General features: G+C 50.1%; 14 protein-coding genes. 6 read left to right on the forward strand and 8 right to left on the reverse strand.

Features of this window, described 5'->3' with window-relative positions; translation table 11 throughout:
• Positions 1 to 47: 47 nt before the first annotated feature.
• Complete coding sequence (locus BO53_RS0111000) at positions 48 to 1619, reverse strand: hypothetical protein (RefSeq protein WP_156956135.1); 1572 nt, start codon at positions 1617 to 1619, stop codon at positions 48 to 50.
• A 174-nt stretch (positions 1620 to 1793) separates the two neighbouring features.
• Here BO53_RS0111000 and BO53_RS0111005 point away from each other — a divergent pair, with 174 nt between their 5' ends.
• The 3 genes from BO53_RS0111005 to BO53_RS0111010 are packed head-to-tail and all read left to right on the forward strand — an operon-like array spanning position 1794 to position 3714.
• A complete protein-coding gene (locus BO53_RS0111005; protein ID WP_031548159.1) occupies positions 1794 to 1994 on the forward strand; it encodes a hypothetical protein in 201 nt (66 codons plus the stop codon).
• A 31-nt stretch (positions 1995 to 2025) separates the two neighbouring features.
• Positions 2026 to 2202 (forward strand): hypothetical protein, encoded by a 177-nt coding sequence (locus BO53_RS13940; RefSeq protein ID WP_156956136.1) that lies wholly within the window; start codon positions 2026 to 2028, stop codon positions 2200 to 2202.
• Positions 2203 to 2214: 12 nt separating this feature from the next.
• Positions 2215 to 3714, forward strand: a complete 1500-nt coding sequence (locus tag BO53_RS0111010; RefSeq protein ID WP_031548161.1) for an aldehyde dehydrogenase family protein — start codon at positions 2215 to 2217, stop codon at positions 3712 to 3714.
• A gap of 631 nt (positions 3715 to 4345) precedes the next feature.
• Here BO53_RS0111010 and BO53_RS0111020 read toward each other — a convergent pair.
• The 4 genes from BO53_RS0111020 to BO53_RS0111035 form a co-directional block, all read right to left on the reverse strand.
• Positions 4346 to 5419 carry a YkvI family membrane protein gene (locus tag BO53_RS0111020; RefSeq protein ID WP_031548165.1) on the reverse strand — a complete coding sequence of 358 codons (1074 nt, stop codon included), beginning with the start codon at positions 5417 to 5419 and terminating at the stop codon, positions 4346 to 4348.
• 355 nt (positions 5420 to 5774) lie between these two features.
• Positions 5775 to 7313, reverse strand: a complete 1539-nt coding sequence (locus tag BO53_RS13625) for a hypothetical protein (RefSeq protein WP_051683108.1) — start codon at positions 7311 to 7313, stop codon at positions 5775 to 5777.
• 97 nt (positions 7314 to 7410) lie between these two features.
• Entirely contained in the window at positions 7411 to 7575 is a 165-nt protein-coding gene (locus BO53_RS13945) for a hypothetical protein (protein WP_156956137.1), read from the reverse strand.
• A gap of 25 nt (positions 7576 to 7600) precedes the next feature.
• Positions 7601 to 8287, reverse strand: coding sequence for a DUF1028 domain-containing protein (locus tag BO53_RS0111035; RefSeq protein ID WP_031548174.1), 687 nt, complete (start codon positions 8285 to 8287; stop codon positions 7601 to 7603).
• Between the two features lie 207 nt (positions 8288 to 8494).
• Here BO53_RS0111035 and BO53_RS0111040 point away from each other — a divergent pair, with 207 nt between their 5' ends.
• The gene (locus tag BO53_RS0111040) at positions 8495 to 9328 is read left to right on the forward strand and encodes a dihydrodipicolinate synthase family protein (RefSeq protein WP_031548176.1); all 834 of its coding nucleotides are present in this window, start codon (positions 8495 to 8497) and stop codon (positions 9326 to 9328) included.
• Between the two features lie 914 nt (positions 9329 to 10242).
• Here the strand turns inward: BO53_RS0111040 and BO53_RS0111045 are convergent.
• The gene (locus BO53_RS0111045) at positions 10243 to 11106 is read right to left on the reverse strand and encodes a PPK2 family polyphosphate kinase (RefSeq protein ID WP_031548177.1); all 864 of its coding nucleotides are present in this window, start codon (positions 11104 to 11106) and stop codon (positions 10243 to 10245) included.
• A 207-nt stretch (positions 11107 to 11313) separates the two neighbouring features.
• Here BO53_RS0111045 and ric point away from each other — a divergent pair, with 207 nt between their 5' ends.
• Positions 11314 to 12006, forward strand: a complete 693-nt coding sequence (ric, locus tag BO53_RS0111050; protein WP_031548179.1) for an iron-sulfur cluster repair di-iron protein — start codon at positions 11314 to 11316, stop codon at positions 12004 to 12006.
• A 44-nt stretch (positions 12007 to 12050) separates the two neighbouring features.
• On the opposite strand, the gene BO53_RS13475 is transcribed toward ric, so the two are convergent.
• Positions 12051 to 12227 carry a hypothetical protein gene (locus tag BO53_RS13475; RefSeq protein WP_156956138.1) on the reverse strand — a complete coding sequence of 59 codons (177 nt, stop codon included), beginning with the start codon at positions 12225 to 12227 and terminating at the stop codon, positions 12051 to 12053.
• A gap of 111 nt (positions 12228 to 12338) precedes the next feature.
• On the opposite strand from BO53_RS13475, the gene BO53_RS13950 reads away from it, so the two are divergent.
• Positions 12339 to 12497, forward strand: coding sequence for a hypothetical protein (locus BO53_RS13950; RefSeq protein ID WP_156956139.1), 159 nt, complete (start codon positions 12339 to 12341; stop codon positions 12495 to 12497).
• Positions 12498 to 12532: 35 nt separating this feature from the next.
• Here BO53_RS13950 and BO53_RS0111065 read toward each other — a convergent pair whose 3' ends face one another.
• On the reverse strand, positions 12533 to 12793 hold the full coding sequence (locus tag BO53_RS0111065) for a hypothetical protein (protein ID WP_031548181.1): 261 nt from the start codon (positions 12791 to 12793) through the stop codon (positions 12533 to 12535).
• Positions 12794 to 12877: the final 84 nt, after the last annotated feature.

Genomic DNA, 12877 nt, shown 5'->3' on the forward strand with positions numbered 1-12877 from the left:
ACGAAGAAGCGGACACCTCACTAAGGTGTCCGCTTCTTTCATGCATATCAACCGCTCTTCAGCCTTTCATACGCGGCTTTTGCCTTCTCATATTCCCGATCCGGCAGGGCCTTCGGGTAGTGTTCCCTCATCTTCTCCATATATTTCAGCAAGTTCTCGGCATCCCCCAGCCGCCTGTAGATTTTGATGAAGTGCATATAGAGTTCCGAATGCTGATCGGTCAGCTTTTCAGCCGCCTTGACCTCTTCCAGTGCCTCTTCGAGTTCGCCGAAGCCGTAGAGGAACTTCGCCAGATACAATCTCAGCCTGAACTGGTTGTCCGGTATGAGTTCGCCGATGTATTTTTCGACCTGTTCCATGTCACCCCTCCGGTATGTGTGACGGACGAGGATGCACATGCTGGAAAAATTTTTGTGTCTCGTCCGTTCCAGGTAGTGGACGAAATAGCGTGGCAGTGTGGTCTTCTCGGTCGATTCGACCAGTTCCGTGACCAGGGGGCGGAAGATCCTCTCCCGCACCTTGCTTGAGAAATGGAAATAGACGAAGTTGTCGACCGCCCGGTTGATCCGCGTGTCGAGGAAAAGGGCGGGGTACTGGAAGACCATATAGGCCTTCTTGTCCTCCCTGAACATCTGGATTAGCCGTTCGTTGTAGAGGTCGAGTGTGCCATAGAGTATCATCTTCCGCATCGAACGGATATGGCTGTCGGTCAACTTGGCATCCGGCAGCAGCTGATGGATGGCCCGGATGACGGCCTGGCTGCGATGTCCGCTGTGGTAGTATTCGAACAGCAGATCAAGCTGTGAGGATGGTGTACCGAGCAGTGATGGATTGAACTTGAGTGTGTAGAGGGCTTCAATTATGATGTATTGGAGTAGATCCGCCTTGTCGTTCATATGTGCGACGGAAGTTCTGTTGAGCGTCCAGTGATACTCCGGCTGGTCATGGAACCGGTTGATGAGGTGGACATGTGCCGCATCCTGGATGGTGGGCTCGAGGGATTCTATTGTAGCCATCAATGAAGGGAAGTCCTCCGGCTGCGGGTCGGATTCCATGCCAAGATGCGTGTTCCGGAATGATTCCCAATCGTATCTGATGACCGGATGGCTGCTTTCCGTCTCGAACAGCGTCCGCAGCCGCGCCCTGTCAGGTTCCGTCCTGCTGATCATCTGTGCCGCCCGCTCTATGTCATGATTCCGTATCATGTGCCGGATCAGTGCCTCTTTCCTTTCAATCTTCAGGTGAGCGAGTACATCCACACCTTCTTCCGAGAGTTCGATCAGTTCATCCTTCTTCCGCATGTCACAGAGGAGACCCACTTTGAGCGGGAGGAGCGCCTCGTCCGGAATCCACTCGATCATTTCCCATGCGGCCTGATAGTTTTTCTCATGCCGGTATACGAGGCTTCTGAGATAGCTTCTGTACTCCTCATCGAGCTCCAACAGATCCAAGCGGCTGTGCAGGTATGCATGCTGGGAGAACCTCAGATATGTTCTGATGACCGGTTCATCCGCACCCAGTTGATGGGTCAGCCCCTTCCTGAAAAGCTCACGGGCCCGCTCATGCATCCCGGCCCGGAGTGCCGCATGGGAAGCGGCAGCGTATGGATATTTCATCATTTTCACCTCACAATCCTGTGGAGATAAATTATATACATTTCGCATTCATATAATTTTACCCTATATACGGGAAATTACTTATTGAATGGAAAAAGAGTTGAAATCTACACTGGAGTACATGGGGTGTGTCTGATAAAGTACACTATAATACTATATGAAAACAGGTGATTCATTTTGGCAGGATTTTTCATCACCATCTCCTTCATGATGTTTGGCATCGGGGCAATCGCCTTTGCTTTTGCGTCGATAACGGCCATTTTGGGGAAGCTTGGTGTGGTTGAATACAGTTCAAGGGGCTACTGGATCAATACCGCTGTACTGATTGCGGCTGGCCTCGTCAGCTATCTCATCTCGGTAGTGATAAATTTATTATAGAAACAGGCACAATCCGTTTGGATTGTGCTTTTTGAGTGAGCTGAACAAAACGCTTGAGCGTGGAGAAGCGGGCCACTATAATGAACTTGAAGGCACATATAACACCTACATAAGCACCGCATCCGACCACCATGATTCCGATTTGATACATCCGCATTTTCATGGCGGTATTTTTAATGTTCATTATGTAAGCGCTTTCAAACTGTAGGGAGGGTGAAAAATGACAGATCTAAAGCCTAGAGGAGAACTGAAGCCGAAGGTGAAGAAATTCCTTGATGAGCTGGAAGGTTTCTTCATCGACGGGGAATATGTCAAAAGCGCAAGCGGCAAGACGTTTGATGTGGTCAATCCGGCAACGGAGGAAGTAATCGTGACACTCAGTGAAGCACAGGAAGAGGATGTGGACCGTGCGGTGCAGGCGGCGCGGAAGGCGTTTGATGAAGGTTCTTGGACGCGGATGGAAGCGGCGGAGCGGGAGCATATGATCTATAAGTTTGCAGATCTTCTGGAAGCGCACCGCGAGGAGCTGGCACAGCTTGAGGCACTGGACAACGGGAAACCGTACCATGTCGCATTGGAGGACGATGTCGACGGCACTATCCAGCATTTCCGCTATTACGCCGGCTGGGCGACGAAGATATTCGGCAAGACGACGAACGTCTCCCCGGATTACGTCACCTACACACTGCATGAACCGGTCGGTGTCGTGGGACAGATCATTCCGTGGAACTTCCCGCTTGCGATGGCAGGCTGGAAGATGGGGGCGGCACTCGCAGCCGGATGTACGATCGTCATCAAGCCGGCATCTGAAACACCACTGTCGCTGCTCTATATCGGTCAGCTGTTCAATGAAGCCGGGTTCCCGAAAGGGGTCGTCAACATCATTACGGGCTCCGGCAGTGTGGCAGGTGGTGCACTCAATGTGCATCCAAAAGTCGACAAGCTTGCGTTCACCGGCTCGACGAAGACGGGCAGTACCATCATGCGGAATGCAGCGGACAATGTTACGGGTGTGACGTTGGAGCTCGGCGGCAAGTCTCCGAGCATCGTGCTCGAGGATGCGGATCTTGAAAGTTCACTCGACGGCATCTTTGACGGCACGATGTACAACCACGGACAGAACTGCAGTGCGACGACGCGTGTATTCGTCCAGCGTCCGATATATGAAAAGGTCATCGAGGAGATGAAAAGCAGGGCGGAAGCGGTGAAGCTCGGTCCGGGCATTGAATCCTCGACCGACATGGGCCCGCTCGTCTCCAAGAAGCAGCTCGATACGGTCATGGGCTATATCGAAAAAGGGAAGGAAGAGGGCGCACGGCTCATTACGGGCGGCAACCATACCGGTGAGAAAGGCTACTTCGTCGAACCGACAATATTCGCTGATGTCGAAGACGATATGACGATTGCGAAAGAAGAGATCTTTGGCCCCGTCATGTCGATCCTCCCATTCGATACCGTCGATGAAGTGATTAAACGTGCGAATGCAAGTGAATACGGCCTTGCCGCAAGCGTCTGGACGGAGAACATCCGGACTGGCCACTATATTTCCGGCAAGCTCGAGAGCGGAACCGTATGGATCAACGACTTCGGCCTCGAGTGGGAAACGATGCCGTTCGGCGGCTATAAGAAGTCCGGTGTCGGCCGGGAGATGGGCGGCGACTACGGTATCTCCAACTATATTGAAGTGAAGAGCGTGTTTGTGAACATGAAGCAGAAATAGAAGTGGAAACTAAAACTTGAATGAAAGCCCCCCTGGAGCCGGATGATGAACCCGGCTCCAGGGGGCTGTTTTGTATTGGAGATTCCACATAATTATTCCGCTCACTCTTATGTTTTTGAATGATGGTATGAAGTCTGATAGATTGTACTGGAAAGGGGGATGTTATTTTGTCGAATGAGAACAAGAAAGCCTGGATCAGCCTGGTTGTACCGATCATGTATATTATTGTGGTGTTCTTCCTCTCAGAAAGGGTGGATATTCTTGTCATTACTATTATGGCGCTTCCTTTCTTTTGTGTTATGCAATTCTTTCTTACCAAGTATTTGAACAGGAAGTTTCCGTCGAGTGAAGATTTAAAAGACTGATATGCTGTGGCGCTATCCATGTCCCAGCGTATCAGTCTTCTTATTTATGTATTCAGTATTAGAACCTGCTTGCCGTTTTCGTACGCCTTATGCTTTTTTATGTTCTACGTTTGGATTTGAAAGGAAACAGGCGGCTGAAAGGAAGGTTCGATCCATATAATTAAAAGGCATGCTGCCTGTAAATAACAGGAAACATGCCTTCATAATAGACAGTTCAATATAAGATCCGCTTTATGATTTCATTACAGAAGTATCCACTTCTATGGTTATTGCGCCGTCTGCTTTACTGAGAACTTGCTTCTCAGCCATCTGACGGTCAGTGCGGCACCGAGCAGAAGGCCTACATATCCGAGGATTGGATAGAAGAAGTTCACAAGCCCGACGAAGCCGACGAGGCTCAAGAAGTAGCCGATGACGAGACCACCGCCGAGCAGCATTCTGTAGCGTTTCGTATATGGATCCGAGAAGCGTGTCAGGAATGGATAGAGCATTCCGACTGCAGTGTTATAGATGACGAGCAGCATGACGAGTGAAAGTCCCAGACCGAGTATCGGGTGGATTTCCCTTGCCAGTATCAGTGATGGGATTTCTGCCGCATGGGTCACGTCGATGCGTGCCAACAGTCCGCCGTTCAACAGTATCAGAAGGACGAGCAGCATGATGCCGCCGAAGAGTCCACCCTTACGCGCCGCCTTCATTCCGGAAGCCTGTGAGCCCATGATGGACAGCAGACTGAATGCCATCGCCAGGACGATGCCGCTGTATGTCAGTGCGTCCCACCACCATACACCGGATGGGGATTTGGCCACATCTGTGTATGTGTTGGCCTCGCTGAACGGCACGCTCGGGTTCAGGAAGCTGTATACCGCGATGGTCATGACGAACGCGATCAGGAATGGTGTCACTGCACCGAGTGCGACGAGAATCTTGTTGAAGCTGAGATTCAGTGTAATGAATACTGCGATTGCCAGTATCAGCGAACCGAGCCATGAAGGCACGCCGAAGCTTTCATAGAAGGCCGACCCCGCACCGGCGAGCATGATGACCATGACGCCGTATAGGAAGAATATCAATATGTAGTCGATGATTTTCCCGAGCCTTTCTCCGAACATTTCGTTGATCGGTTCCAGGTGCGATTCCGCATCCAGACGATTTCCAAGTTTTGATGCCTGACGGCCGATGAACATGATGACCAGGCCGGACAGTATGACCGCCCAATAGCTCATTGTTCCGTAATTGGTGAAGAACTGCAGCATTTCCTGCCCTGTCGAGAATCCTGCCCCCAGCACGACACCGACATAGGCAAACCCGATTTTGAGGGGTTCCTGTTGACTACTCAAATAATCACTCCATTTTCCCAAGTTTAAATCCATCCCGATATGTAAAAGAGAGGGATGGTCATATAAAAATCTATATCTCTTTTGAAAGTTATTTCACACTATCTATAATAAACATAACCGTTGCGGCGATGTCAAACCGTTATATGACAACATTTCAATGAAATTTATATCGGTTAAAATGAAATATAGTTTTAAAATTTAAATGTAAGCGCTTTTAAAAAATGACGAAAGGCAAGGGGAGCAAAGGATTGGCATCAATTTCAGCAAAAATGAAATTTCTGTGTACTCCCACGGGAATTCATGAAAGTGACACAAGTGTAAAAGGCCACTATTTTATAGTGGCCTTCTCTACTGGTCAATTGTCCACCGCCATGAAATCAATGATTTCAAATGCGTGCGGGGTTTCTTGTACTGTGTACTCGACTGTGCCGCTTCCGATGCCGTTGGAGGTGACATGTTCATATTCACGGTACATGGTGACCGTATACGTGCCATCTCCCATGTCTTCGATGTTTTTCACATCAACCGAATGCGTCGTATGATCGGCATAGTTGCCGGAAGCACGGTTGTTGTCGAGGTATGACATCGCCGGGCTCCCCTGGCCGATGTAGTCCATCAGGCGGTTCTGGTGCCCGTTGAAGAAGTTGGCGAGTTCATAGGTGTAGGATTCCATGAAAGTACCGAGCTCAGGTGTGAATGGTGCGCCCTTTGTGTCCATTTCTTCGATGCCAACCGGTTCCTGGGTTCCGTCCATGACGGCGAATGAATAGTCCACCATGCATCGGAGACAGCCGATGTTCGGTGTTATCGGCAGTTCATTGGTGAAGTTCAGGTGATGATAGGCGATGAACTTCTCCTGCATCGTGAAGCCTGCACACTGCTCGGCAGCCAGACGGCTGAGGATGCAGTCGACGGCTGCAGGATCTTGGACTAAATCTTGCTCATATGGACCGGAGACAGCGCCACCGGATCCCCCTGTCGCCGCTTCTTCCGAGTCATCATCTGAAGCAGTGTCCACCGCCCTGAAGTTGACGATTTCAAATGCATGCGGGGTTTCACGTACTGTATATTCTACCGTGCCGCTTCCGACGCCGTTGGAGGTGGCATGTTCATATTCGCGGTACATGGTGACTGTATACATGCCGTCCCCCATGTCCTCGACATTCTGCACATCAACGGCATGGGTGGTGTGGTCTGCGAAGTTGCCGGAGAGGCGGTTGTTGTGGATATACCACATTGCCGGGCCATCCCGGTCAAGGTATTCGAGCAGTGCACTCGGGTGGCCGTTGAAGAAGTTGGCGAGCTCATAGCCATAGGATTCCATGAAGGTTTCAAGCTCGGGGGTGAATGGTACCCCTTTTTCATCGACTTCATTTTTGGAAATGGGTGCCTGAGTGCCGTCCATGACGGCGAATGAATAGTCCACCATGCATTCGAGGCAGCCGATGTTCGGTGAAATCGGCAGTTCATTGGTGAAGGTCAGGTGGTGGTAGGCGAGGAATTTCTTCTGCATCGTCACACCGTCGCAATATTCTGCAGCAAGCCGGTTCATGATGCATGCTTCACCCACGGGGTTCGTGACGACGTTGTATTCATACGGCCCGGAAGCGGATGATCCGCCCGAGGCGCCTTCAGGCGCTGTCTCTTCCGTAGTCTCCGTCTGGTTTTCTTCCGCTGCTTCCTCTGTAGTACCTTCGGAGGCTTCTTCCGTACCTTCTTCCGTCGCTGCGCCTCCGGCAGCGGCTTCTTCGGTTGTCACTTCCTCGGTCGTCGTTTCTGTCGTCTTGTCTTCCGTATCCGGGAGGTCGTCTTCAGTGCCATTGTCGGTACCGCCACATCCTGCAAGCAAAAGCATCAACAGTGTCATCAGCAACATACTCAAGGACTTCTTCATCGAATGCTCCTTTATATTCTGACTTTCCTACACTGCATCCGGATCGGAATGGCCGCCTGGCCCCTGTCAATTTCCGGCTTGGCGGACTTCCGGTATTTTAATCTGCATCCGGTTCATCGGTCGATTCTTCCATATCGTCTTCCGTCGTCGTTTCAGTCGGCTTGTCTTCTGTACTCGACAGGTCATCTTCAGTACCATCGTCGGTACCGCCGCATCCTGCAATAAACAGTGCCATCAGGAAAATACCGAATATCTTCTTCATCAAATGCTCCTTTCCATTACTTTTGCTACACCGCATCCGGGTCGAAGCTGCCGCCTGGATCCTGCTTCCTCGGCATCTGTGGCATGAACGGGAAGAGTTCTTCCTTGGCGACGTCATACACGCGTGTAAGCTCCGCCACAGGGTCTTCGTGTTCATCGACGCGGAGATCAACAAGCGGATAGTCTTCCGTGTCATGCACTTTGAGTGCTGCAGACTGTTTTCCGCGCTTGTCACCTCCTGCCTTCTGTCCGGCCTGGAGGGCACGCAGCAGCCGTTCCGAGAGTTCCAGGTCGGAATGGATTTCGAATGTGCGCTTCATGTCCGTCAATGTCTTTTCATTCACCAGCATGTTGCCGGCCACGACAAAGCCATCCCCTTCGAAATGGTTGTAGTAGCCTTCGCACCGCTCGCCTGAAAATGCAGCCGTGTTGCCATGCCGGTCGACGATCGCAAACTGCCTGAGTTCAAGGTCCTCTTCTTCAGCGATGATCTTCTCTTTGGCCTCCTCTGCGGTCATGCCCCGGGAGAGGTACCCGAGGCCCCGGATGCCGATGTATGGATTGACGAACGACTGGGTGGCGATGGCACCGGTGTCCGCCTTGACGAATGGGCAGAGCATGCCCACCGCCGGCAGCTTCGTCGATACCGCGACACCCAGCTGTCCGGTTTTCCCGCACCGTGCTGTAATGGAAAACGTATTGAGTTCAAGCATGCAGATCAGATCCCCTCTATATGTAGTATGTGGATTTAATTCCATAAACCCCCTGTATTATATAGATAGCCGGGTTGCATGCATCCTAATCATTGGAAACCGGATTATATTGTAAAAATGAAAGGATATAATGATACACTGGATGCATTGAAAGCACGATATGCCGGCATCAATCCATGCCGAATAGAGGATAAAGGAGATGGAAGAATGCTGAGGGAAAATTTTCATGTTGCTGTGCCGACCGCTTTTTTTGAAGATGAATCCTTGAATATCGAAGGGATGATGGCCCATATTAGAAATCTGCAGGAGCAGGGTGTCAGATCGGTGCTCGTGTCAGGGACGACCGGGGAGCAGCACAGCCTGAACCGCGAGGAAAAGCTTGAAATGGTGGATGCTTTGGCGCAGGAGGGCAAGCTCATCAGCGATATGGAGATCATATTCGGTGTCGCTTCAGTCAGGCAGAAGGAGGCGGAACAGCTCGCTGAAGCGGTGCGTGGGACAAAAATGGCCGGCATCATGCTCGGATACCCGCCATATATCTGTCCCTCACAGGCGGAGGCCGTTACCTACTCAAAGCGCGTCATCGAACGCGCCGGCAAGCCGGTCATCCTCTACAACAACCCCGGCCGGACCGGGTTCGACCTGGCGGCGGAAAGCATCATTGAGCTGGCCGGGCTGGATGCCGTCATCGGCATAAAGGATGCCGGCGACAAGAGAAAGATTGAACAGATCAAAAAAGATCCGCACGGTCAGGCACTTCATTTCTATGCCGGTGGGGAAGGGGACCTCCGGGAGAAGACGACCTACGGATATGACCGCCTGTCCTCCATGGCTGGAAACCTCGCCCCGGCAGACATCAGGGAATGGTTCGAAAGTCTCCTCACCGGCGGGGAAACCGGTGCAGGGGAGAATGCACGCGTGGAGGAGATCCTGGAACAGGTTTATGAAGGCAATGCTGTTGTGAACCTGAAAAGGATGCTCAATCAGGCAGGGGCATCGATGGGTGGTTGCAGAGCACCAATCGGCAATGCGGAAGACTGAAATCCTGCTCTTCGGTTGAGGTTTTGAGATCCAGGAGGCGAGTCCATCAACGGTGCCGTCATCCCAATTGATGGTAGTCAGTCGTACAAATATTAGATGTTTATAACGAAGCTGTCTCATCCTGTTTCCAATTGGAAACGGGATATCTTTTGGAAATATCATAAATTTTATATTTTAAGGAAGACTACATTAAAAGCATAAAAAATTATCTCTAATTAATAATAATGTGTAAAAATATGTTATATTATATTTGTTGCATGATGATGACCAAATAATCAATATAATTAACAGTCCACTTTGATTCCTGGTTGGGGAATTAAACCATGGGAAAGAGTCATCTGAAGTGCAGCATGATGAAATAAAGAATCAATTAAGGGCAAAAGGGTCAGGGGCCAGATGCGCCATTGAGGAAAAAAAGGAAACTTGAAAGAGATTCCTGTAGAGGCGGGAGCCAAGGGTAAAGAAAAAAGGAAGAGGACGAATCCGATAATGAGCTGACAGGAAAATGGATATCGCCAAAGAAGAAGTTGCTAATAAACAAGAACGGAAGGCAGAAGTGGATTCGATAGAAGAAGCTTAGGAAGATGTAAGTAAAGCAGGTTATGATTCGAAACAGACACCGTTTTGAAGTTCAATACAAATCAGGATGCTTTAGAAAATGCCTTGTACTATTCCAGTGAGGGGACCGAACCTGAACTGATTGAAGGGAGACCTGTCCCTATAGCGCGTGGCATGACGCGTGAAACAATAGAATAGGCACAGGACGAAGGTATTCTACTCAAATTGAACCCGATCCGTGCTGCGGCTAACACAGAATATAAGGCAACCATCGAATGGACGTTGTCCGACGGTCCCAAATAGAACCAAAAGTAATCCCATGAAGATATTTTCTCCATGGGATTTTTCTTATGGCTTCATTCACTTTCAAGCTTCTCTATATACTCCTCGAGTTTCTCTTTCTCCTCGCCGGTCATTTCCGGGAATTTTGGGTCAAGCTTCTCCATCAGGTCAATCATGGCCTCGTTGACGAGCCGGCGGGTATGCCACTCGTCATCGGCAGGGAGGACATACCAGGGGGAATATTCGGTGGATGTTTCGTTCAGCATATCCTCGAACACCTCCTGATATTTATCCCAATATTCCCGTTCCTCGACATCGGAGAAGGAGAATTCGTGCTGCTTGTCCGGATCCTTCATGCGTTCGAGCAAGCGGCGCTTCTGTTCATCCTTCGACATGTGGAAGAAGAATTTCACAACGTGGATGTTGTTGTCGTGAAGGTATTTCTCATAATTCTTGATCTGTTTGTACCGCATGGGCCAGATGGATTCCTCATCGACACCCGCCGGATAGTCCCCATCAAGCAGTACATTGTCATGCACCCGCGGGGCGATGACCTCCTCATAGTGCGAACGGTTCAATATGCCGATCTCACCGCGGGCGGGGAGCGCCGGCATCATGCGCCACAGATAGTCGTGCTTCTGTTCCACTTCGGTCGGTTTGCCGAATGTCGTGACCTTAAGGCCCTGGGCATTCAAATTCGAGAAGATGTAGCTGATGGACTCGTCCTTCCCAGCGGCATCAAGTGCCTGCAGCACAACGAGTATCCCGTGCTTCTCCTCGGCATTCAGCTTCTGATGCAGGAGCTGGAGCCGGTCGACAAGCGGCGGTATGACTTCGTCCCTGATCTTTTCATTTTCATCCGTCTTGCCTTCGGTGGTAGGGATTTCTCCAAGATCTATTTTCTTGTTTCCTGTCAGTTTATAATCATCTAAATTCATCGGTATTGCTCCTTTGCCATTTTATAAAAGTGTACCCCCGGACTATTGATTTAAACCCGGAGACAAGCGGAACAGGGCTTTCGTTTCCCAAATAAAACGCTGTCACTAAATGTTCAATACTTCACATTGAAAGCGGAGTCACAAAGGATAATGATGTGTTATATTAAACATGTATTTAAAATGTATGTTTAAAACAGGAGGGTTAATATGACTACAGTAAACCGTGAGATGTGGGTCAGCGAAATCGTCAAGGAAATTCCGAAGAGTGCAGATATATTCAGGAAAAACAGAATCGACTACTGCTGTGGCGGCAAGATGCCGATATCCCAGGCAGTGGAGGAGCGTGGACTGGACCTCGAGGGCATGCTTGAGGAGATCAACCATATCGAGCAGCATGAAGCGGCCGGCATACAGCCGAAGTATCTGGATGAGAAGGGGATTGTGAAGTTCATCCAGAACAGGTACCATCAGGAGCTGATGGACGAGTTCGCCGCCCTGACACCATACGTGACGAAGCTCGCCCGCAAGCATGGACCGAACGAACCGCATCTGGTGAGAATCCTGGAGCTGTATCGCACACTGAAGCATGAAATGGTCGAGCATACGGAGGACGAGGATCAGAATGTATTCCCGATGATCATCGAATTCATGGAGCACCCGACACCTGAACTGGCCGAAAAAGTGCGGCCGCATGTGAGCGAACTCGAAGGGGAGCATGAAGCTGTGGGAGATATTCTGAAGGAGCTCCGTGACATTACAGACGACTTTACGCCACACGCGAATGCATGCGGCACGTACAGGCTGGTATACGCACGGCTCGAGAAACTTGAAAAGGACACATTCGATCATGTCCATCTGGAAAATCACGAACTGTTCGAACGGGTCAGAAGAGCAATCTAAGGGGTATAAAAAATCTCGGGAGACCGCTCCCGAGATTTTTGTGTTCATTGGCTTTTTTGGGCTCTGGCAGTGCTTGCGTACATCAGTATTGAAGCGAGGACAACGCAGACGACCCAGTAGCCGATGTCATTTGCAGCAAGTATGATGGCGATGATGCTGAGAAGGAAGGAGAGCGCAAAACCGAGGAGGACTTTCTTGTCCTCGAATAATTTTTTGTTCATGGGATGTCCTTTCATGGATGGTGGTTTTCTTCTATATTTTAACATAATCTTCTGAAATCTGTTTTTTGGATGGCGGAGGAAAGGGTATAATGAATCAAAGGGGGTATGAGGATGCACCGGAGCTATAATGGACCGGATGACTACTTGGGGACGCATGCGAACAATGACTATGTGCCTTCAAGACTCGAAATCCAAAGGCACCCGGAGGGCTTCATCGAATTTGGGCTCTGGATGGTGGGCTCGTTCGTCAAACAGCTGTTCATACGCTGAAAAAAAGGAAGCACAACCGGATCCGGTTGTGCTTTCTACTGTTCTGTGGTCTCCCTTTGACGAAGATAGGAAAATAAAACGCTGAGTGTGGCTGAGAACAAAAGTATCCAGAAAGGGCCGGAATCCGGATTGAGGCCGAATCGGGAATCCCCGCCGAGCTGGGTCAGTATAAGTATGAGTGATATGAAGTACAATTCGAAAATCAGTACATTATGCCACGATTCCTCCTGTTCCCTCCCTGTCTTCTTCCGGTCCATGTGGCCGAATATGCTGCCCGCGATTGCCAAAATGATCATTACGGCAACTAGGATGACAATTGTTCGCATGTTCGAGTAGGGCAGGACGGGAAACTGGTCGAGAATGATGGTGACTGAAAAAAT

It is taken from the genome of Salinicoccus luteus DSM 17002 (genome assembly GCF_000712035.1).
GTDB lineage: Bacteria > Bacillota > Bacilli > Staphylococcales > Salinicoccaceae > Salinicoccus > Salinicoccus luteus.